The sequence below is a fragment of the Micromonospora xinjiangensis genome (assembly GCF_056150165.1).
Genome location: NZ_JAXCFO010000001.1, coordinates 295,664 through 316,082, shown reverse-complemented (window position 1 = coordinate 316,082; position 20,419 = coordinate 295,664). Strand labels below are relative to the sequence as shown.

The window sequence follows — 20,419 nt, the reverse complement described above, 5'->3', positions numbered from 1 at the left end:
AGGGTCGCCGGCACGGGCGTGGTCCCTCGGATGCTACTTGCCAGTAACCAAAGCCGACACCACCCCCCGTGTGGCCCACCCCACACCCCCGGGACGCCCGGCGCGGCGGGGATCAGGCCTCGGTCGGGGCGGGCGGGTCCGTGAGGGCGGTCGTCAGGTCGGCCACGAGCAGGTCGATCTGCCACTCGCGCGCACCGAACCCGCGCAGCGTCTCCGCCACCGTCGTCACGGTGACCTCCTCGGGCGGCACCCAGGCCAGCCGGCGCACCGAATCCGGGGCGATCAGATTCTCGGCGGGCAGCCGGTGCTCGCCGGAGATCCGCAGCACCACCTCCCGGCACCGGGTCAGCCGTGCCGCGGCCACCGGGTCGCGCTCCGCCCACCGGTGCGGGGGCGGCGGACCCTCGACCACCGGGGCGACCGGCAGCGCCTCGTCCGGCAACTGCCGCGCGTCGTCCAACGCGGCCAGCCAGGTGCGGGCCAGCCGGCGTACCGACCGACCCCCGAAGCCGGGGAGGGTGAGGAGCGTCTTCTCGTCCTTCGGGTCCAGCTCGGCGGCGGCGATGATCGCCGAGTCGGGCAGCACGCGACCCGGCGCCGCGTCGCGCCGCGCCGCGATCTGGTCCCGCGCGTACCACATCGACCGGACCCGGGCCTGGGCGCGCGCCCCCCGCACCCGGTGGATGCCGGAGGTGCGCCGCCACGGCTCGGCGCGCACGCGGGGCGGGCGGGCGCCGGTGCGGACCAGCGCGGCGAACTCCTCCGCGGCCCACTCCGACTTGCCCTGACGGGTCAGCTCCTCGTCGAGCGCGTCGCGCAGGTCGACGAGGAGCTCCACGTCGAGCGCCGCGTACGTCAGCCACGACTCGGGCAGCGGGCGGGTCGACCAATCGGCCGCCGAGTGGTGCTTCTCCAGGGTGAACCCGAGCAGCTGCTCGGTCAGCGCGGCCAGGCCGACCCGCTCGAATCCCGCCAGCCGAGCGGCCAGTTCGGTGTCGAAGAGCCGGCGTGGTCGCAGCCCCAGCTCGGCCAGACAGGGCAGGTCCTGACTGGCCGCGTGGAGCACCCACTCGGCCTCGCCGATCACCTCGTCGAGCGCGGTGAGGTCGGGCAGCGGCAGCGGGTCGATCAGGACGGAGCCGGCGCCCTCGCGGCGCAGCTGCACGAGGTACGCGCGCTGGCTGTAGCGGTAGCCGGAGGCACGCTCGGCGTCGAGGGCGACGGGGCCGGTGCCGGCCGCGAAGCGGGCCACGACCTCGGCGAGCTCCTCCGGGGTGGCCACCGGTTGCGGTGTGCCCTCGCGGGGAGCGGTCAACAGCACGGGCCCGCCGGAGGTCTGGTCGGTCCCCGCGCCCGCCGGCTCCGGCTGAGCCGACGGCGAGTGGTGCGGTTCGTCTCCCGGACGGCTTTCGGCGGCCCGACGGCGCAGGGGTGGTTCGTCGGTCACCTGACAACCCTAGTGCGCGCGGCGAACCCGCGGGTGCAGCCGGGTCCGGTGCGTGTCCGTCCGGTGGCCGACGGCAGCCGTCGGAGGCCGGACATCGGGGGAGACAAAGCCCGTTCGCGCCGGTACGGTCCATCGAGCCGCGTGCGGTCCGGGGACGGCCGCAGGCGGTGGCACCAGGCGTTACGGGGGAAGGTGGCGATCATGACGGCTGGCTACGGTTCGGCTGGCTACGACCCGGCGGAGGAGCGGTCGGAGCGGCTCGATTCCGACGACGCCGCCGCGGCTCCGCCGGCCGAGCGCCCGGGGCCCCTTCCGCCACGGATCGAGCCGCGCGTCACCGCACCCGCCTGGCCGGCGCCGGCAGCGCCCGCGCCCGCGCAGCCGACGGCGTACCCGTCCGGGCCCGTGCTGGGGCAGCCGGGCCCGTCCGGCCCGGTCGGGGGAGCGCCCGCGCCAGGGCAGTCGACGGCGTACCCGTCCGGGCCGGTTCCGGGGCAGCCCGGCCCCTCCGGCCCCGTCCCGGGAGCGCCCGCGTCCCCGGCGGCGACGGCGCCGCACCAGCCCCCGGGGCCGGTCCCGGCCCAGCCCGGGCCGACCCCGGACGGGTGGGCGTCGCCGCCGCACACCGGGCAGTGGGGCGTGCGGACCTCCGCCGCGCCCGCGCCCGCGCCCGGACCGTTCGGACCCGCCGCTTCCGCGCCGTCCCCGGCCGGCAGCCCGTCGGCGGGCCCGGCCGGCGTGCCGGCGCCGGGCCCGGGACCGGCCGGTGGACCGGCGCCCCTGACCGCACCCGCGGCCGCCGGGCCGGCCGGTCCGCTGCCCCCGGCGGGGCCCGGATGGCCGCCGAGCACCTATCCGGGGCAGCCCGCGGGCGCCCCGGGCTACCCGGGTCAACCGGCGGCTCCGGCGCCGCGGGCCCGCCGCGGGCGGTGGCTCACGGTGGCCGCCACGCTGGTCGTCCTGGTGCTGGCCGCGTCGACCGGATTCCAGGCGTACCAGATCGACCGCCTCACCGACCGGCTCGCGGCCACCGACGAGCGGCTGGCCGAGGCCCAGAGCGGCGACGGCGCGCGCCTCGACGGCCTGGAGCAGCGGGCGGAGGCGCTGGAGAAGCAGGCCGGGGCGACCTTCAACCCGGAGGCCGTGGCCGGCGCCGTGCTGCCCAGTGTGTTCCGGGTCCGCGCCGGCCAGTTCACCGGCACCGCGTTCGCGGTCGGCAAGCCCGTTTCCGGTGGCGGGACGAACCTGTTCACCAACTTCCACGTGGTGGAGGCGACGTACGAGGCCGGTGACCGGGAGGTCTTCCTGGAGCGCACGGACCAGCGGTTCCCGGCCACCATCGTGAAGGTCGACAAGACCAACGACATCGCGCACCTGCGCACCACCGGGCGCTTCACCGGCCTGGTGGCCGCGCCGGAGGCCGTGAAGTCCGGCCAGCAGATCGTCGTGGTCGGCGCGCCGCTGGGGCTGGAGGACAGCGTCACCACCGGCGTGGTCAGCGCCTTCCGCGACGCCCGGGACGGCTCCGGGCCGGTCATCCAGTTCGACGCGCCGATCAACCCGGGCAACTCGGGCGGCCCGGTCGTCAACGGCAGCAAGCAGGTGGTCGGCATCGCGACCGCCAAGGCCCGCGACGCCGAGGGCATCGGGCTCGCCGTCCCGATCAAGATCGCCTGCGACGGCTTCAAGATCTGCTGACGCCGACCCCGGCCCGGGTACGCCCCGCACCGTCGTCCGGGGGCGCCCGCGCGCTCGGTGATCCGGGGCGCCGAGCCGCGTCGCGTCCCGTCCCGGGACGCCGCGGGCCACACCCGACACCCGACCCGGTCGTGTTGACCGGCCGTCGTACCACTGAAGGTCCGTAGCGCTGCGCGCGTGGACCGGTCCACCTGGAGGAAGAGATGACCCAACCACCGACCGGGCCGGAGGGCTTCCCGCCGGCGTACCCCGCGCAGCCACCGGCCGCGCCCGGTCAGTCGCCGTCGCCCGGCACATACCCGCAGCCCGGGCCGTACGGGCCCACCCAGCCGACGCCCCCCGGGGTGTACGGCTCGGGGCAACCGCACTCCGCCCCCTACGGTGGCGGTCAGCCCACCGCGCCGATCCCCACCCAGCCCACCGGTCCGACCGGGCCCGCGACGCCGGAGCCGCCGACGCAGCCGTTCTCCGCGCCGCCCGCCGCCGGCTATCCGCCCGCCAGCGCCCCGCCGTACGCCGGCCAGGTCTCCTCCCCGCCGGTCTCCGGTCCCCACTACGGTGCACCGATGTCCGCGCCGCCCGGGTCGGCCCCGCCGTACGTCCCGCCCGCGCCGAGCGCCGGCAGGGGCCGTTCGGTGCTGGTCCTGGCCCTGGTGGCCGCCCTGCTCTTCGTGCTCGGTGGCGTGATGACCGGCCTGTATGTGACCAAGAGCAGCGAGCTGGACCGGACGGAGCGGCGGCTCACCGCCCAGGTCGGTGAGCGCGACGGCATCATCGAGGCGAACGCCAAGGAGATCGAGAAGCTCAAGACCGACCTGCGGGGCGTGCAGGACCGGCTGGCCGACACCGAGCAGGACCTCACGGGCACCCGTAACGACCGGGACGAGCAGGCCCGGCAGAAGAAGGTCATCGCCAACTGCCTGGACAAGCTCACCACCGCGCTCGGCGCGGCGGCGGCCGGCAACAAGAGCGCGTACGACAAGGCCATGAGCGGCATCGACAAGGTCTGCGACGAGGCCGAGAACTACCTCTGACGCCGCCCCGAGGGGTCAGGCCGCGCCGGCGGGGCGACGCTCCGGCAGCGCGGTCACCCCGGGCGGCGGCAGCCCGGCCGTCGAGGCCAGCAGCGCGCACCACGCCAGCAGGTGCGGGGCCAGGTCGTCGTCGACCGGTGTCCAGGAGGCGCGGATCTCGATGTCGCCGACGGCGGGTGGGCCGGCCAGCTCGCCGAACCGGGTCGACATGGTCTGGGTGACGGTGCCGCCGATGGCCCGGTGCGTGGCGTCCTGGGCGTCCAGCGCGTCGGTGAGCCACGTCCAGCCCACCCCGGGCAGCAGCGGGTCGGCGGCGAGGTCGACCTCCAGTTCGGCGGTCACGTAGGTGACCAGCCGCAGGGTGCCCTGCCACGCCTCGTGCCCGGCGGGGTCGTGGAGCAGGATGAGCCGCCCGGTGGCCACCTCGTCCCCGTCGCGGAGCACGCTGGCGGAGAGCGCGAAGGCGTACGGGGCGAGCCGCTGGGGCGCGCCCACCTCCTCCAGCACGATCTCCGACCGGGGCGCCGCGGACCGCAGCCCCGCGACCGCGCGGGCGAAGGTCTCGGGGAGCGCGATCGGGGGGGCCATGCCGGCAGCCTATGCCTCCGCCTCGTCCGGGGTCGTGACGGCGCGCCGAGGCCGCCCGTGGCGACCGGCGTGGAGGGAGGCCCCGCCCCGCCGGATCCGTTGACCGCCCGCCGTTTCCGCGCCGGGCGGGGCGGGTCACAAAGTGGGGGCGGGCCCGACGGGCACGTCCCGGCGCGTGGCACGATGGCCGCGATGAGCACGGACAGCACGGGCATCGCCGCCCGAGACGGAGAAACCGCCCCCGCCGGCCCGGGCGACTCGCCCTTCGTCCGGGCGTGCCGCCGCGAGGCCGGCCCGTACACCCCCGTCTGGTTCATGCGCCAGGCCGGCCGCTCCCTTCCGGAGTACCGGGAGATCCGCGCGAACGTCGCGATGCTGGAGTCCTGCCGGCGCCCGGAGCTGGTCACCGAGATCACCCTCCAGCCGGTCCGGCGGCACGGCGTCGACGCGGCGATCCTGTTCAGCGACATCGTGGTGCCGGTCGCCGCGGCCGGCGTGGACCTCGACATCGTGCCCGGCACCGGGCCGGTGGTGGCCGAGCCGGTCCGCACGGCCGAGGATGTGGAGCGGATCCGCCCGATCGGCCTCGACGACGTCCCGTACGTGGACGAGGCGGTCCGGCTGCTCGTCGCCGAGCTGGGCGACACCCCGCTGATCGGCTTCGCCGGCGCGCCGTTCACCCTGGCCAGCTATCTGGTCGAGGGTGGCCCGTCGCGCACCCACGCGCGGACCAAGGCCCTGATGTACGGCGAGCCGGAGCTGTGGCACGCGCTCTGCGCCCGGCTCGCGGAGGTCACGCTGGCGTTCCTGCGCGTCCAGGTGGCGGCCGGGGTCTCCGCGGTGCAGCTCTTCGACTCCTGGGCCGGCGCCCTGTCCGAGGCGGACTACCGCCGCTACGTGCTGCCGCACTCGGCGAGCGTGCTCTCCGGGCTCGCCGACGCCGGGGTGCCGCGGATCCACTTCGGGGTGGGCACCGCCGAGCTGCTCGGCGCGATGGGCGAGGCCGGCGCGGACGTGGTCGGCGTCGACTGGCGTACGCCGCTGGACGTGGCGACCCGCCGCGTCGGGCCGGAGCGGGCCGTGCAGGGCAACCTCGACCCGGCGGTGCTGCTCGCACCGTGGCCGGTAATCGAGGCCGAGGTGCGCCGGGTGCTGGAGGAGGGCCGGGCCGCGCCGGGACACGTGTTCAACCTGGGCCACGGCGTGCTGCCGGAGACCGACCCCGACGTCCTGACCCGGGTGGTCGCGCTGGTGCACGAGATCACCGCCGCCGCGGCCGAGCGGGGCTGAGCGGCGTGCGGCGGCCCGCGCGGGTGGCGGTGGTCGGTGGTGGGATCGCCGGCCTGGCCGCCGCCGTGCGGCTGCGGGACCGTGCCCCGGAGGGCACCGAGATCACCGTGTACGAGCGGTCCGGCTCGCTCGGTGGCAAGCTGCGCACCGGCGAGCTGGCCGGTCAGCCGGTGGAGTTCGGCGCCGAGTCCTTCCTGATGCGGGATCCGGCCGGCGGGGAGTCCGCCGCCGTGGCGCTGGTCCGTCGGCTCGGGCTGGCCGACCGGATCGTCCACCCGACGGTCGGCCAGGCGGCGCTCGCCGTCGACGGGGCGCTGCGGCCCGTCCCGGGCGGCACCCTGGTCGGCGTACCCGGGGACTTGGCCCGGGTGACGGCGGTCGCGACGCCAACCGCGGCGGCCGACCGCGACGAGGGCCGGCCGCTGCTCGGCCCCGACGAGGACGTGAGCGTCGGCGCGCTGGTGCGGGCCCGGTACGGCGACGAGGTGGTCGAGCGGCTGGTCGACCCGATGCTCGGCGGGGTGTACGCCGGCCGCGCCGACGACCTTTCGCTGGTCACCACGATGCCCGCGCTGGCCCGGACGGCCCGGGTGGAGCACACCCTGGTCGGTGCGGTCCGCGCCGCGCAGGCCGCCGCGCCGCGCGCGCCGGGCGCCCCGGTGTTCGGCACTCTGGCGGGCGGACTCAGCACCCTGGTCGAGGCGGCGGAGCGGGCCAGCGGTGCGACGATCCGCCGGGACGCGACCGTGCGCGAGCTGGTGGCGACGCCCACCGGCTGGCGGCTGACCGTGGGACCGACCCGCGACCCGGAGCTCGTCGACGTGGACGCCGTGGTGCTGGCCGTGCCCGCGCGCCCGGCGGCGCGGCTGCTCGCCGGGCCGGCGCCGGAGCTGGCCGGCACGGTCGGCGCCCTGGACTACGCGAGCGTCGCCCTGGTGACCCTGGCGCTGCCGCGGCCGCCGCTGCCGGAGCTGTCCGGTTTCCTGGTGCCCAGCACCGAAGGGCTGCTGATCAAGGCGTCCACGTTCTTCACCACGAAGTGGGGGCACCTGCGCCGCCCGGACGGGCTGGCCCTCGTCCGTGCCTCGGTCGGCCGCTACGGCGAGGAGGCGCAGTTGCAGCGCCCGGACGAGGACCTTGCCGCGACCGTGCACCGGGAGCTGTCCGCGGTGCTCGGTACGCCGCTGCCCGCGCCGGTGGCCGGGCACGTGCAGCGGTGGGGCGGCGCGCTCCCGCAGTACACGCCGGGGCACACCGATCGGGTGGCCGGGGTGCGCGCCGCGCTGCGGGCGAGCCACCCCACCCTGGCGCTGGCCGGGGCCGGGTACGACGGCGTGGGCATTCCCGTCTGCATCCGCTCCGGCGCGACGGCGGCGGACGAGATCATCACTGCACTGGGAGGATCGGGGACATGACCGAGCAGAGCAACGCGGCCCGGCTGCGGGAGCTGAACGCGACCATCCGCTACACCATGTGGTCGGTGTTCCGGGCCAGCAGCCCGCTGCCGTCCCTGCGGGACAACGTCCGGGGCGAGGTCGAGGCGCTCTTCGAGGAGCTGGCCGGCAAGGACGTGACCGTCCGTGGCACGTACGACGTGTCGGGCCTGCGCGCCGACGCGGACCTGATGATCTGGTGGCACTCGTCCTCCAGCGACGCGCTGCAGGACGCGTACCTGCGCTTCCGCCGCACCACGCTGGGTCGGGCCATGACCCCGGTCTGGTCGCAGCTGGCCCTGCACCGGCCGGCCGAGTTCAACAAGAGCCACATCCCGGCGTTCCTGGCCGGCGAGGAGCCGCGCGCCTACCTCTGCGTCTACCCGTTCGTCCGCTCCTACGAGTGGTACCTGCTGCCGGACGCCGAGCGGCGGGAGATGCTCGCCGAGCACGGCCGGCTGGCCCGCGGCTACCCGGACGTCCGCGCCAACACCGTCGCGTCGTTCGCCCTGGGCGACTACGAGTGGATGCTGGCCTTCGAGGCCGACGAGCTGCACCGGATCGTGGACCTGATGCGCGACCTGCGCGCCTCGGCCGCTCGCCGGCACGTGCGCGAGGAGGTGCCGTTCTTCACGGGCCGGCGTCGGTCGATCGGGGACATCGTCAACTGCCTCGTCTGAGGCGGTGTCGCCGCCGTGGCGGTGCCCCGGTCCGCCGGAGGCCCGCCACCTCGGCGTTCCGGCGCCGGTCGGCGGCCTCAGCGCACCGGTTCGCGCCGCATCGGGACGTGCGGGATGCCGTCCTCGACGAACTCCGGGCCGGCCGCCGTGAAGCCGTGCCGGGCGTAGAAGTCGACCAGGTACGACTGGGCGTCCAGCACGCAGGGCCGGTCACCCACCACGGCCAGCGCCTCCGTCATCAGCCGCCCGGCGTGCCCGCCGGCGCGGGCCGCGGGAGCGACCACCACCCGGCCGATCCGGGCGACGCCGTCCGGGTCGGCCAGGATGCGCAGGTACGCGAGGGGAGCCGCGCCGTCGGTGAGCCAGAGGTGGCGGGTGCCGGGCTCGATGTCGCGCCCGTCGAGTTCGGGGTACGGGCAGTTCTGCTCCACCACGAACACGTCGATCCGCAGCTTCAGCAGGTCGTGGAAGGTGCGGGCGTCCAGGTCGGCGAACGCGGCGGTGCGGAGCTCGATCGTCTGCGGCGGCATCCTGCGATGGTAGGTCGCCCGCCGGCCCGCCCCACGTCCGAGGCGGCCGCGGTGGGCGACCGCAGGGGCCGCCTCAGGCGGGGCGTACGCCCACCGCGTCGCGGATCTCCGCGCCCTGGGCGCCCTCGACGGCCCGCGCGCAGTGCCCGCTGCAGAAGAACCGGCCGTTGACCTCCACCCCGTGCCCGGAGATCTTGATCTGGCAGTGCTCGCAGATCGGCGCCATCCGGTGGATCGCGCACTCGAAGCTGTCGAACGTGTGGGTGTCGCCGCTGACGGTCCGGACCTCGAACGCCATCCAGTAGTCGTTGCCGCAGACCTCGCAGGTCGCCATGAGAACCCCCCGATTCCAGGACAGATGACTTCAGAGTGCGGCAGGTCAGGGCGGCGGCGGGGCGAATGCGGCCATTCGGGCGGGCCCCGACGGCGTGTCGGCCCCGGCGTGTCGCCCGTTGTGCCTGGTAGACCGGCCCGAGCCCCTGGAGGTAATTCGTGATCAAGCGCAATCGACTCTTCGGCAACCAGACCCGGGTCACGTTCTGCCTGCCCCGGGACACCCCGCCCGGGACGGTGAGCGTGGTCGGCTGCTTCAACGACTGGGAGCCCGGCCGGCACGTGCTGGTCACCCGCCGCGACGGCACCCGGACGGTGACGGTCCGGCTCGGTCCGGGGGTGTACCGGTTCCGCTACCTGGCGACGGGCGGGGTGTGGCTCGACGACGACACCGCGGACGAGGTGGACGCGCAGGGCAGCACGCTGGTCCTCTGAGCCATTCAGATACGCCGATTCTTTTATCGATAGAGGTCTTTACTGTTAACAAAGTTTAATTTATGTTTGGGGCATCTTCACCACCCAGCGGAGGTGCCACCATGCGTCGAAGAGTCACCGTCCCGGTCGTGGCGGCGGGCGCCGTCCTGTCCTCGCTCGCCGTCGCGGCGCCGGCCCAGGCGCACGGCTACGTGTCGTCGCCGCCGAGCCGGCAGGCGCTGTGCGCGCAGAACCGGGTCCCGGACTGCGGCCAGATCAAGTACGAGCCGCAGAGCGTCGAGGGCCCGAAGGGCCTGCGCAACTGCCACGCCAACATCGCGCACTTCGCCGTCCTGAACGACGACAGCCGGGGCTGGCCGGCCACCTCGGTCGGCAGCACCGTGACGTTCACCTGGATCAACACGGCCCGGCACGCCACCAGCAACTGGGAGTACTACATCGGCAACACCCGGGTGGCCGTCTTCAACGGCGGCGGCCAGCAGCCCGGCGCCACCGTCTCCCACACGGTCAACCTCAGCGGCTGGTCCGGCCGGCAGAAGCTGCTCGCCATCTGGAACATCGCCGACACGGCCAACGCGTTCTACTCCTGCGTCGACCTGCAGATCGGCGGGGGCGGCGGTCCCACGCCCACGCCCACCCCCACGCCGAGCCCGACCAGGACGCCCACCCCGACGCCGACCCCCACCAACCCGCCTCCCGCGGGCGGCACGTGGACGGCGGGTCGGGCCTACCAGGTCGGCGACCAGGTCACCTACGGCGGGTCGACGTACCGCTGCCGGCAGGCGCACACTGCCATCGCGGGCTGGGAGCCGCCGAACGTGCCCGCACTGTGGAGCCAGATCTGACCGTACGGGCGCGGCCCGGAGCCCCGGCCCCGTGCCGCGCCCCCCTCTGCCGGCCGATGGGGAGATCGTCATGACCCGCCTGACCGCGGTGGTCCCGTTCGTCGCCCTGCTGCTGGCGGCCGGTTGCGCCGGGAGCCCGGCGTCGCCCGCCGCGCCCGCGCCGGCGGTGGCCTCGTCCCGACCCGCCCCCGGTGACACCGCCCCGCCTTCGCCGAGCGGCATCGACCTGATCTTCCTGAACATGATGGCGGCGCACACCGAGCAGACGCTGGAGATCGTCCGGCTGACCCGGGACCGGATCGCCGACCAGGAACTGCGCACGCTGGTCGCCGCGATCGGCGCGACCGAGGCCGACGAGCTGACCACCATGCGCGACTGGCTGCGGGCGGCCAGCCCGGCGCCGGGCGACGCCCGCCGGCACGACCACTCGGGGCACGGCGTCTCCGACACCGACCTCGCCCGGCTGCGCGACGCCACCGGCCCCGACCTCGACCGCGTCCTGCGCGAGGTGCTCGGTGAGCACCAGCAGGCCGCGGCCGACCTGGCCCGGGCCCAGGTGGTCGCCGGCACCGACGAGCGGGTACGGGACCTCGCGCGGCGCATCGAGCAGTCGCGTACCGCCGAGGTGCGGCTCATCACGGAGGAGCCGGCGCAGGGCCGGTGAGCGCCCCCGGCGGCAGACCCCGCCGGGGCTGCCGTGGCTGCCGTGGCGCCGGAGGGCGGGCGGCGGTCGCCGGGTCGGGGCGCCTAGCGGGGTTCCAGACGGATGGAGAGCGAGTTGACGCAGTGCCGGGTGTCCTTCGGCGTGAAGCCCTCGCCCCGGAACACGTGGCCCAGGTGGCTGTCGCAGCGGGCGCAGCGGATCTCCGTGCGGACCATGCCGTGACTGCGGTCCTCGATCTCCTTGACCCGTCCCGGGATCGCGTCGTCGAAGCTCGGCCAGCCGCAGTGCGAGTCGAACTTCGTGTCGCTGGCGAAGAGTTCGAGGCCGCAGGCCCGGCAGTGGTAGACGCCGGGGGTCTTCGTGTCGACGTACTCGCCGGTCCACGGGCGTTCCGTGCCGGCCTGCCGCAGCACCCGGAACTCCTCCGGGGTCAGGCGGACCCGCCACTCGTCCTCGGTGCGGGGCAGTTCGGTGTCTTCCAGACTCACCCGTCAACGGTACGCCGGATGTCGGGGGCGTCGCATATGGTCGCCTGATGGGTGGCACCACGAAGGGCACGGTGACCGAGGTCGAGGTGGCCGGGCACACCGTCCGGCTCACCAGCCCGGACCGCGTGATCTTTCCGCGGCGGGGCTTCACCAAGGCCGACGTCTTCCACTACTACCTCACCGTGGGCGACGGCATCCTGCGCGCCCTGCGCGACCGGCCCACCACCCTGCAGCGCTTCCCCGAGGGCATCGAGGGGGAGATGTTCTTCCAGAAGCGGGTGCCCACCCGGGGCGTGCCGCCCTGGGTGGTGACCGCCCAGATCGCCTTCCCCAGCGGGCGGACGGCGGCCGAGCTGTGCCCCGCCGACCTGGCGCACGTGGCCTGGGCCGCTCAGATGGGCACGGTGGTGTTCCACCCGTGGCCGGTGCGCGCCGGCGACACCGACCGCCCCGACGAGCTGCGCGTCGATCTCGACCCGCAGCCGGGCACCGACTTCGCCGACGCCGCCCAGGCGGCCGGCGAGCTGCGCGTCCTCCTCGACGAGCTGGGCGTCGTCGGCTGGCCGAAGACCTCCGGCGGTCGGGGCGTGCACGTCTACCTGCGCATCCAGCCCCGCTGGTCGTTCGTCGAGGTGCGCCGGGCGACCATCGCGCTGGCCCGGGAGCTGGAGCGGCGCCGCCCCGACCTGGTCACCACCTCCTGGTGGAAGGAGGAGCGCGGCCGCCGGGTCTTTGTGGACTACAACCAGATGGCCCGCGACCGCACGATCGCCTGCGCCTACTCGTTGCGGGCCAACGCCCGGGCCACCGTCTCGGCACCTGTCACCTGGGCCGAGCTGCCCGACGTCGACCCGGACGACTTCGACCTGGTCACCGTCCCGGCCCGGCTGGCCGAGCGTGGCGACCCGCACGCCGCCATCGACGACGACGCGTGGGACATCACCCCGCTGCTCGAGTGGGCCGAGCGCGACGCGGCCGCGGGCCAGGGCGACCTGCCCTACCCGCCCGACCACCCGAAGATGCCCGGCGAGCCGAAGCGCGTCCAACCCTCTCGGGACCGCGACCGCCCCCGCTGAGCGCGGGTCAGCGACCCTCGGCCAGGGCCTCGGCCGCCGCGCTCGCCGAGCGCCCGCACGGCAGGGGCGGTACCGGCCCGGCGGCGGTGGGTAACGATCATGTAACGGGAGGAACCTTTTCCGACCCGTCACCCCTTTCCCTGGTCGATCGGCCCGACGGGGGCCAGGGGAGGGCGTCGGATGAAGCTGGTGTGGAGGCGGGCCCGCGAGGCGCGAGGGCTGTTGGCGGCCGCGGTGATCGCCGCACTGGTCGCGGTCGCCCTCGTGACGGGCCTCTCCGAATACAACCGCCGGGCGGTGGACGCGGGGCAGCGTGCGTTGGTGACAGCCGCCCCGGCCGAGGAGCGGAGCCTGCTCGTGAGCGGGTCGGGTGGGGCCGACGCCACCGAGTTCGCGACCCGCGACCGGGCGGTCCGGGACGAGTTCGCCCGCGGTCTGGGCGGCGCCCCGGTCGCTGTCGCCTCCGCCCGCTACGGCACCGGGCGCGAGCTGACCGGGGACCTCGGCCCGACCGTCCGCCCCGGCGGCGAGGCGGTGTTCGCCAACATGGTCACCCTGGAGGACCTCGCCGGCCACGCCGAGCTGACCGCCGGCGCGTGGCCGGTCGCGGGCGCGCAGCCGACGCAGGTGACGCTTCCCGAGAAGGTGGCGACGGCGCTCGGCCTCACCCCCGGTGAGCGGGTGCCGCTGCGCGACCGGCGTACGGAGCGGGACGGGTCGGTGGTGCTCGCCGGCATCTGGCGCCCCCACGACCCGGCCGACGCGTACTGGCGGCTCGCCCCCGGGGTCGGGTCCGGCGGCGGTGACGAGACCAGCGGCTCGGGCACCTCGTACGGGCCGTTCGCGTTCGACCCCGCCGACTTCACCACGCTCTTCCCCGGCTCGGTCTCGGCCTCCTGGCTGGTCGAGCCGGACCTCACCGCCGTCGACCCGGCCCGGGTGGACGAGGTGCGGCGCGGCGTCGTCACCGTGGCCGCCGACCTGCCGACCGTGGCGGACCTCGGCTCGTCGGCGCAGACCGTCACCCGCATCGACCAGCTGCTGGACCGGATGGCCCGCGCCGACCTGGTGGGCCGCTCCGCGTTGACCACGCCGCTGCTGCTGATCGTGGTGCTCGGCGGGTACGCGCTCGTGCTGGTCGCCGCGCTGCTGCACGAGGACCGGCGCGCCCAGACCGCGCTGCTGCGGGCCCGCGGCGCCGCCCGCCGCCAGATCGCCGGTCTCGCGGCCCGGGAGGCGACCCTGGTGGTCGTGCCGGCCGGGCTGCTCGGTCCGCTGATCGCCGGGGAGGCGCTGCGCCGCCTGCGCCCCGAGGGGTCCGCGCTCGCCGCCGGTGGCAACAGCTACCTGCTCTGGGCGGCCGCGGCGGCCGCCGCCGCGGGCTGCCTGGTCGCCATGGTCGCGCCCACGCTGCGCGGCGCCGGGACGTACGTGGCCGACATGGCGGCGCGGTCCCGACCGAAGCGGGGCGCCGCCGTGCAGCGGGCCAGCCTCGACCTGGCCCTGGTCGCCCTCGCCGTGCTCGCCTGGGTGCAGCTGCACCGGTACGCCTCACCACTGGCCGGGGCCGGTGGCCGGCTCGGCGTCGACCCGCTGCTGGTCGCCGCGCCGACGCTGGGCGTGCTCGCCGGGGCGGTGGTGGCGCTGCGGCTGCTCCCGCCGGCCACGCGGTTCGCCGAGCGGTTCGTCGACCGTCGCCCGTGGACGGCGACGATGTTCGGCATGTGGCAGGCCGGACGACGGCCGCACGCGGGCCCCGTGCTGCTGCTGGCACTCGCCGTCGGCGGTAGCACCCTCGCGTGGTCGCTGGTGACCACCGGGGAGCGCTCGCAGGCCGAGCAGGCCGACCACACCGTCGGCGCCGACCTGCGGCTGACCGAGCGCGGCGGGGCCGCCCCGCCGGAGCGGGCCGGGGAGATCGCCGCGCTCCCCGGCGTCGAGCACGCCCTGCCCGCCTGGCGTGACGAGGTGCGGGTGGGCCGGGACAACCTCCCCATCACCGTGGTCAGTCTCGACGCGGCGTCCGCGTCCGGCACCGTCCGGTTGAGTGACCGGCTGGCCGACGAGCCGGTGTCGGCCGTCTACCACCGCATGGTCCAGGCCCGGGGAGCGCCGGCCGGGATGGAGCTGCCCGCCGGCACCCGGGCCGTCACCGGTGTCGTCCGGACCCCGGTCGTGGACGCGGCGTACCCGCACCAGATCGGCGTGTCGCTGCTCGTCACCACGGGCGTCGGGCACGCGTGGCGGCTGCCCGTCGCCACGGCCGGGAGCGACGGTCGAGCCGTCCCGTTCACCGTCGAGCTGCCGGACGCCGGCGGCGTGCCGCTGCGACTGGCCGGCTTCGAGGCCGACGGTGGGCCGGTGGCGGGCTTCACCTACCAGCTCAACGTGGACGACCTTCGACTGGTCGGCGCGGACGGCGCGGCCCACCCCGCGGCGTTGGACGGCGGCTGGATGATCGTGGCACCGGAGAACTACCCGACCTCGCCCGCGAGGACCAGCGGGGCGTCCCTGTCCGCGGAGAAACGGGTGACGTTCATGGACGGAGGCGCGTTCGCCTTCCAGCCGCCGTCCCGGTTCACCGTGGTGCCCGGTGGCGACCGGACCCCGGTGCCGGCCCTCATGACCCCCCGGGTCCGTGCCGCGCTCAGCGTCGACCCCGGGGAGACCGTCGAGCTGGCGCTCGCCGGGGCCACCGTCCCGGTGAGGCTGATCGGCGAGGTCGACGCGCTGCCGGGCACGGCCGGTGACGGCGTACTGCTGGACCTGCCGACCGCCGTGGACACGCTCATCCGGGCGAGCGGCACGGTCCGGCCGACCTCGGAGTGGTGGCTGGCCGCGTCCGGCCCGGCCGCCGCCGACGCCGCGCGGGCCGCCGCCGCACTGCCCGGGGTGACCGTCCTCGACCGGCGGCAGGTCGCGCAGGCGGCGGAGGAGGACCCGTACTGGCGGGGCGCCCGCACCGGCCTGCTCGCCGCCGCCATCGGGTCGGTACTGCTCGCCCTGGTCGGCCTCATGGTCGACGTCTGGGCCACCGCGCGGCACCGGCTGACCGAGTTCACGGTGCTGCACACGCTCGGCGCGACCCCCCGGCTGCTGGCCCGGGCGCTGCTCGCCGAGCAGACGTTCCTGGCCGGCATCGGCGTCGGGGTGGGGCTGCTGCTCGGTGCGGCGGTGGGCGCCACCATGGCGCCCCTGGTGATCCTGACGCCGTCGGCCGGCCGGCCGGTGCCCGAGGTGGCCTTCACCCTGCCCTGGGCGCCGATCGGGTCGACCGCGGTCGGCCTGCTACTGGCGGCGCTCGCCGCCAGCGCCTTCATCGCCACCGGCATCCGGCAGCGGGTCGCCGCGGCACAGCTTCGGATCGGGGGAGAACGGTGAGCATCGGCACGATCGTCCGCCGGATCCGGGCGTACGGCGGGCAGTTCCTGTTGCTCGGGGTCCTGACGCTGGTGGTCACGCTGCTGATCGGCGGCGTGCCCCGGGTCACCAACCGGCTCGGCGAACAGGGGCTGCGGGAGCACCTGGCGCAGCAGCCGCCGGCCCTGCGCGACATCACCTACCAGGCCGGGCTGTCGGGCGGCCCGGTCCCGTCCGGCGCCCGGGCGGGGCAGGGCAGGCTGGACGACGTCCAGGAGGGGATGCCGCCCGAGGTGCGGGACGCGGTGTCCGAACGCTGGTACGCCGCCGAGACCCCGATGGGCCGGCTGACCGGGCCCGACCTCAAGCGGAACAACGTCCTCGTCGACCTCAGCCTGAGGGCGATGCCCGCCGTGCCGGAGTCGGCCACGCTGGCCGACGGGCGGTGGCCGGCCGACGACGCGCCGCGCGGCGAGCCGGTGCAGGTGGCGCTCAGCGAGGAGACCGCCCGGAAGCTGGACCTGCGGGTCGGTAGCGCGCTGCGGCTCACGCTGCTCAACAGCGGACTTCCGGTCACCCCGGTGGTCGTCGTGGGGATCTTCACGCCGAAGGACCCCTCCGACGGCACCTGGGACAGCGTCCCCCAGCTGCTGCGCGCCGCCGAGCCGCAGGGGGACGGCGAGCCGTTCCTCACCGTCGGACTGACCAGTGTGAACGCCCTGGACGGCCGGGCGGCCGACGGGTGGCCCCTGGCGTACAGCTGGCGGTACCGGATGGGCGTCGACGCCGTCGACGCGGAGCGGCTGGACGCCGTCATCGACGGGCTGCAGCGGCTGCAGCCCACCGCGCCGGTCGGGATGAAGGTGGTCCACGGGGCGGACGTGCCGCTGCGAGAGTTCCGCGACTCCCTCGCCTCGGCCCGTACGCTGCTCGCGGTGATCGCCACCGGCGTGCTCGCCACCCTGGCCGGCCTCGTGGTGCTCGCCGTCGGGCTGGCCGTACGACGTCGCCGGGCCGAGTTCGCGCTGCTGCGGGCGCGCGGTGGCGGACCGGTCGCCGTCGCCCGGCGCACCCTCGCCGAGTCGCTGCTGGTGATCCTGCCGGCGGCAGCGCTCGGTTGGCTGCTCGGGATGCTCCTGCCGGGCACGCCCGACGGGACAGGCCCGTACGCGGCGGCGGCGACCGCGCTGCTCACCCTGGCCCTTCCGGTGGCCGCGCTCGTCGCTCCGGCCGCCGCCGGCCGCGGTGACCTGGTCCAGATGCGCCCGTCGGCGCGTCGGCTCACGCTGGAGGGGTTCGTCCTGCTGCTTGCCGGGCTCGCCGTGCTGCTGCTGCGTCGCCGTGGCCTCACCCTCGGAGAGGTGGATCCGCTGCTGGTGGCGGTGCCGGTGCTGCTGGCCGTGGCGGTGGCGGTGCTCGCGCTGCGGGTCTACCCGTGGCCGCTGCGGCTGGTCGGCCGCCTGGCGGCGCGTACCCGGGGCAGTGTGGCTTTCCTCGGCACCGCGCGCGCCGGCCGGTCGATGGTGGCGACACCGCTGGTCGTGGTGGTGCTGGCCATCGCCACCGCCGGGTTCTGCGCGGTGGTCGCCTCGGGGATCGAGACCAGCCGGGACCGGGCCGCGACCGGGTCGGTGCCCGGGGACGCGCTCGTCGAGGGGCAGCGGCTGGCCCCGGAGACGGCCGACGCGCTGCGCGAGCTGCCCGGAGTGCGGGCGGTGGCGGCGCTGCTCAGGGAGCCGGGCCGGCGGTTGGCCCGCAACGCGGGCGGTGCGGACGCGCGGATCGGCCAGGTGGACGTGGTGATGGTGGACGGCCCGGCCCTCGCCCGCGTCGCGCGGGAGGCCGGTCGGGACGTGTCGGTGCCCGCGGCGCTGCTCGGCGGGGCGGGTGACGGGCCGCTGCCCGCCCTGGTCTCGCCGGCGGTGGCCGCCGACCTCACCCGCGCCGGGCTGGCGGAGTCCGCGTTCGCCACCGCCCAGGGCCAGCGGTACGAGTTCCGCGTCGCCGGCACGGTGGACCGCTTCCCCCTGGTGCGGCCCGGAACGGAGCGGTTCGTCGTGCTGCCCTGGCAGGCGCTGCCGGCACGCCACACGGCCGTGGTGCCGACGGGATTCGTGGTCGCCGGCTCCGACCTCGACGCGGAATCGCTGGCGCGGGCGGGCGACGAGGGGCAGTCGCGGTACCAGAGCACTGGCGTGGTGACCGGCGGCGAGCGCCCGCTGGACGTGGAGGTGCGCACCTGGTCGGAGACCCGCGACCAGCTCGGCGGTGGCGGGGCCAACGGCCTGCTGGTGTTCGCCTTCGCCGCCGGAGCGGTCGGGGGGATCGTGCTCGGCCTGCTCGCCATCGCGTTCACCGTGCTGGCCGGCGCCCGATCGCGGGGGCAGGTGCTGTCCCGGCTGCGTACCCTCGGGCTGTCCCGCCGGCAGTGGCGCGGCCTGCTCCTGGTCGAGCTGGCCCCGCTGGTCGGCGTCGCGGTGCTCACCGGCGCGGTGGTGGGGGCGCTGCTGCCGCTGCTGCTCACCCCGCTGCTCGGCCTGTCCGCCTTCACCAGCGGCACGCCGGTCCGGGTGGCGTTCGAACCGGGCCTGGTGGCCGCGGTAGTCGCGCTCGGGGCGGTCGCCCTCGGCTTCGCGGTCGCCGTCGAGGCCCTGAACAACCGCCGGCTGCGCCTCGGTGAGGTGCTCCGGCTCGGAGAGGAGAGCTGACATGACCGCAACCGCGGCGACACCGGTGCCGGATCTGGCGGCCCTGCAACAGCGGGCCGCGCAGCGCGCGGCCGAGCGGGCCGGCGGGCGGGACCGCCTGCGTGGACACATCGTCTGCGACGGGCTGGTCCGCATCTTCAAGACCGAGGGGGTGGAGGTGGTCGCCCTGCAGGGGCTCGACCTGGTCATCGACCGGGGAGAGCTGGTCGCGATCGTCGGCGCCTCCGGCTCCGGCAAGTCCACCCTCCTGAACATCCTCTCCGGGCTCGACACCCCCACCGCGGGGATCGCCCGGGTCGCCGGGTACGACCTGCTCAACCTCTCCGCCAAGCGGCGGCTGAGCTACCGGCGGAAGACGGTCGGCTTCGTCTGGCAGCAGACGGGGCGAAACCTGCTGCCGTACCTGACCGCGCTGGAGAACGTGGAGCTGCCCATGCAGCTGGCCGGCCGGCGCGGCGGGCGGGCGCGCCGGGAGCGTGCCCGGGAGCTGCTCGACCTCGTCGGCGTCGGCTACTGCGCGGACCGGCGTCCGGGCCAGCTCAGCGGCGGCGAGCAGCAGCGGGTGGCGGTGGCGGTGGCGGTCGCGAACGACCCCGAGGTGCTCTTCGCCGACGAGCCGACGGGTGAGCTGGACGAGGCCACCGGCGCGGACGTCTTCGCGGCGCTGCGCACCATCAACGCCGAGCTGGGCGTCACCGTCGTCGTGGTCACCCACGACCAGGCCGTGGCCGGCCAGGTCCGGCGTACCGTCGCGATCCGCGACGGCCGGACCGCCTCGGAGGTACGGCGCACCGCCCGCATCGGCGCGGACGGGAACACCGAGCTGGTCAGCGAGGAGTACGCGGTGCTCGACCGGACCGGCCGGATGCAGCTGCCGGCCGCCTTCGTCGAGGCGCTGGAGTTGCGGGACCGGGTGCGGCTCAACCTGGAGCCGGACCACGTGCAGGTGCGGTCGGGCGACCAGGCCGGCACCGAGGGGAAGGCGCAGTGATGAACGGGCGGAACGCGACGGCGAGCAGCTGGGACGGCACGGCGGTGGACGGTCGGGGTGGCCGCACGATCGTCCCCGTCACCGACGACGTGGTCCGGGTCGAGGGGGTGAGCCGGACCTTCGGCCGCGGCGAGCACGCCGTGCACGCGGTGCGCGACGTGTCGTTCACGGCGGCGCGGGGTGAGCTGCTCGCCATCCGGGGCCGCTCCGGCGCCGGCAAGACGACCCTGCTGAACCTGGTCGGCGGGCTGGACCGGCCGGACAGCGGCCGGGTGGTGGTGGCCGGGCACGAGGTGACCGGCGCGGGGGAGCGGGAACTGCTCCAGCTGCGTCGCGGCACCATCGGCTTCATCTTCCAGACCTTCGGTCTCGTGCCGATCCTCTCCGCCGCCGAGAACGTCGGGGTGCCGCTGCGGTTGGCCCGGGTGCCCGCCGCCGAGCGGGAGGAGCGGGTCGCCATGCTGCTCGAACTGGTCGGGTTGGGCGGGCACGCGGCGCAGCGGCCGTACGAGCTCTCCGGCGGCCAGCAGCAGCGGGTGGCGGTGGCCCGCGCCCTGGCGAACGAGCCGGACCTGCTGATCGCCGACGAGCCGACCGGTCAGCTGGACTCGGAGACCGGACGGTCCATCATGGACCTGCTCCGGGCGGTGGTGCACGCTCGCGGCACGACGGTCCTGGTCGCCACGCACGACCCGAACCTCATCGAGCTGGCCGACCGTACCCTGACCCTCCGCGACGGTGCCCTGGCCGAATCCTGACCCCCACCCCGCGCCCCCGTGCCCCCGGCCCCCGCCCTGGCCCCGTCGATCATGCACTTGT

Annotated in this window: 18 protein-coding genes; 13 read left to right on the top strand and 5 right to left on the bottom strand. The window is 75.8% G+C overall.

From position 1 onward, the window contains the following. Positions 1-112: 112 nt before the first annotated feature. Entirely contained in the window at positions 113-1,447 is a 1,335-nt protein-coding gene (locus SM573_RS01465; RefSeq protein WP_474612326.1) for an HRDC domain-containing protein, read from the bottom strand. Between the two features lie 201 nt (positions 1,448-1,648). Between SM573_RS01465 and SM573_RS01460 the strand changes: the two genes are divergently transcribed. Both SM573_RS01460 and SM573_RS01455 read left to right on the top strand, forming a co-directional pair. Continuing rightward, positions 1,649-3,145, top strand: a complete 1,497-nt coding sequence (locus tag SM573_RS01460; RefSeq protein ID WP_474615245.1) for a S1C family serine protease — start codon at positions 1,649-1,651, stop codon at positions 3,143-3,145. A 203-nt stretch (positions 3,146-3,348) separates the two neighbouring features. Continuing rightward, entirely contained in the window at positions 3,349-4,179 is an 831-nt protein-coding gene (locus SM573_RS01455) for a hypothetical protein (RefSeq protein WP_474612325.1), read from the top strand. A 15-nt stretch (positions 4,180-4,194) separates the two neighbouring features. On the opposite strand, the gene SM573_RS01450 is transcribed toward SM573_RS01455, so the two are convergent. Further along, positions 4,195-4,767: a DUF3000 domain-containing protein gene (locus SM573_RS01450; protein ID WP_474612324.1), complete on the bottom strand. Its 573-nt coding sequence runs from the start codon at positions 4,765-4,767 to the stop codon at positions 4,195-4,197. A gap of 192 nt (positions 4,768-4,959) precedes the next feature. Here SM573_RS01450 and hemE point away from each other — a divergent pair, with 192 nt between their 5' ends. Genes hemE through hemQ form a run of 3 tightly spaced genes read left to right on the top strand, consistent with a single transcriptional unit; the run spans position 4,960 to position 8,170 of the window. Further along, positions 4,960-6,057 carry a uroporphyrinogen decarboxylase gene (hemE, locus tag SM573_RS01445; protein WP_474612323.1) on the top strand — a complete coding sequence of 366 codons (1,098 nt, stop codon included), beginning with the start codon at positions 4,960-4,962 and terminating at the stop codon, positions 6,055-6,057. 5 nt (positions 6,058-6,062) lie between these two features. Then, a complete protein-coding gene (gene hemG, locus SM573_RS01440; RefSeq protein ID WP_474612322.1) occupies positions 6,063-7,472 on the top strand; it encodes a protoporphyrinogen oxidase in 1,410 nt (469 codons plus the stop codon). Next, positions 7,469-8,170 carry a hydrogen peroxide-dependent heme synthase gene (gene hemQ, locus SM573_RS01435; RefSeq protein WP_474612321.1) on the top strand — a complete coding sequence of 234 codons (702 nt, stop codon included), beginning with the start codon at positions 7,469-7,471 and terminating at the stop codon, positions 8,168-8,170. The genes hemG and hemQ overlap by 4 nt, the downstream gene beginning before the upstream one ends. Positions 8,171-8,247: 77 nt before the next feature. On the opposite strand, the gene SM573_RS01430 is transcribed toward hemQ, so the two are convergent. Together SM573_RS01430 and SM573_RS01425 are read right to left on the bottom strand one after the other, a co-directional pair. Beyond that, on the bottom strand, positions 8,248-8,700 hold the full coding sequence (locus SM573_RS01430; protein ID WP_474615244.1) for a GNAT family N-acetyltransferase: 453 nt from the start codon (positions 8,698-8,700) through the stop codon (positions 8,248-8,250). Positions 8,701-8,773: 73 nt separating this feature from the next. Next, positions 8,774-9,034: a Prokaryotic metallothionein gene (locus SM573_RS01425; RefSeq protein ID WP_474612319.1), complete on the bottom strand. Its 261-nt coding sequence runs from the start codon at positions 9,032-9,034 to the stop codon at positions 8,774-8,776. Positions 9,035-9,192: 158 nt separating this feature from the next. On the opposite strand from SM573_RS01425, the gene SM573_RS01420 reads away from it, so the two are divergent. The 3 genes from SM573_RS01420 to SM573_RS01410 all read left to right on the top strand — a co-directional run bounded on the left by SM573_RS01420 (position 9,193) and on the right by SM573_RS01410 (position 10,977). Further along, the gene (locus SM573_RS01420; RefSeq protein WP_474612318.1) at positions 9,193-9,468 is read left to right on the top strand and encodes an isoamylase early set domain-containing protein; all 276 of its coding nucleotides are present in this window, start codon (positions 9,193-9,195) and stop codon (positions 9,466-9,468) included. A gap of 101 nt (positions 9,469-9,569) precedes the next feature. Further along, on the top strand, positions 9,570-10,313 hold the full coding sequence (locus SM573_RS01415) for a lytic polysaccharide monooxygenase (protein ID WP_474612317.1): 744 nt from the start codon (positions 9,570-9,572) through the stop codon (positions 10,311-10,313). 70 nt (positions 10,314-10,383) lie between these two features. Next, positions 10,384-10,977, top strand: coding sequence for a DUF305 domain-containing protein (locus tag SM573_RS01410; protein ID WP_474612316.1), 594 nt, complete (start codon positions 10,384-10,386; stop codon positions 10,975-10,977). Between the two features lie 83 nt (positions 10,978-11,060). On the opposite strand, the gene msrB is transcribed toward SM573_RS01410, so the two are convergent. Next, entirely contained in the window at positions 11,061-11,465 is a 405-nt protein-coding gene (gene msrB, locus SM573_RS01405) for a peptide-methionine (R)-S-oxide reductase MsrB (protein ID WP_474612315.1), read from the bottom strand. 47 nt (positions 11,466-11,512) lie between these two features. Between msrB and ligD the strand changes: the two genes are divergently transcribed. The 5 genes from ligD (at position 11,513) to SM573_RS01380 (ending at position 20,358) form a co-directional block, all read left to right on the top strand. After that, on the top strand, positions 11,513-12,541 hold the full coding sequence (ligD, locus tag SM573_RS01400; RefSeq protein ID WP_474615243.1) for a non-homologous end-joining DNA ligase: 1,029 nt from the start codon (positions 11,513-11,515) through the stop codon (positions 12,539-12,541). A gap of 180 nt (positions 12,542-12,721) precedes the next feature. Next, entirely contained in the window at positions 12,722-15,922 is a 3,201-nt protein-coding gene (locus tag SM573_RS01395; RefSeq protein WP_474615242.1) for an FtsX-like permease family protein, read from the top strand. Beyond that, positions 15,919-18,609 (top strand): ABC transporter permease, encoded by a 2,691-nt coding sequence (locus SM573_RS01390; protein WP_474615241.1) that lies wholly within the window; start codon positions 15,919-15,921, stop codon positions 18,607-18,609. The genes SM573_RS01395 and SM573_RS01390 overlap by 4 nt, the downstream gene beginning before the upstream one ends. A 1-nt stretch (position 18,610) precedes the next feature. Then, positions 18,611-19,600, top strand: coding sequence for an ABC transporter ATP-binding protein (locus SM573_RS01385; RefSeq protein WP_474612311.1), 990 nt, complete (start codon positions 18,611-18,613; stop codon positions 19,598-19,600). Further along, the gene (locus SM573_RS01380; protein ID WP_474615240.1) at positions 19,600-20,358 is read left to right on the top strand and encodes an ABC transporter ATP-binding protein; all 759 of its coding nucleotides are present in this window, start codon (positions 19,600-19,602) and stop codon (positions 20,356-20,358) included. The genes SM573_RS01385 and SM573_RS01380 overlap by 1 nt, the downstream gene beginning before the upstream one ends. Positions 20,359-20,419: the final 61 nt, after the last annotated feature.

Coding starts and splice junctions, on each gene's coding strand:
- hemQ (WP_474612321.1), top strand. CDS start 7,469: ATGACCGAGCAGAGCAACGCGGCCCGGCTGCGGGAGCTGAACGCGACC.
- SM573_RS01380 (WP_474615240.1), top strand. CDS start 19,600: ATGAACGGGCGGAACGCGACGGCGAGCAGCTGGGACGGCACGGCGGTG.
- SM573_RS01410 (WP_474612316.1), top strand. CDS start 10,384: ATGACCCGCCTGACCGCGGTGGTCCCGTTCGTCGCCCTGCTGCTGGCG.
- SM573_RS01395 (WP_474615242.1), top strand. CDS start 12,722: ATGAAGCTGGTGTGGAGGCGGGCCCGCGAGGCGCGAGGGCTGTTGGCG.
- SM573_RS01450 (WP_474612324.1), bottom strand. CDS start 4,767: ATGGCCCCCCCGATCGCGCTCCCCGAGACCTTCGCCCGCGCGGTCGCG.
- SM573_RS01455 (WP_474612325.1), top strand. CDS start 3,349: ATGACCCAACCACCGACCGGGCCGGAGGGCTTCCCGCCGGCGTACCCC.
- SM573_RS01385 (WP_474612311.1), top strand. CDS start 18,611: ATGACCGCAACCGCGGCGACACCGGTGCCGGATCTGGCGGCCCTGCAA.
- SM573_RS01415 (WP_474612317.1), top strand. CDS start 9,570: ATGCGTCGAAGAGTCACCGTCCCGGTCGTGGCGGCGGGCGCCGTCCTG.
- hemE (WP_474612323.1), top strand. CDS start 4,960: ATGAGCACGGACAGCACGGGCATCGCCGCCCGAGACGGAGAAACCGCC.
- SM573_RS01430 (WP_474615244.1), bottom strand. CDS start 8,700: ATGCCGCCGCAGACGATCGAGCTCCGCACCGCCGCGTTCGCCGACCTG.
- SM573_RS01425 (WP_474612319.1), bottom strand. CDS start 9,034: ATGGCGACCTGCGAGGTCTGCGGCAACGACTACTGGATGGCGTTCGAG.
- SM573_RS01460 (WP_474615245.1), top strand. CDS start 1,649: ATGACGGCTGGCTACGGTTCGGCTGGCTACGACCCGGCGGAGGAGCGG.
- ligD (WP_474615243.1), top strand. CDS start 11,513: ATGGGTGGCACCACGAAGGGCACGGTGACCGAGGTCGAGGTGGCCGGG.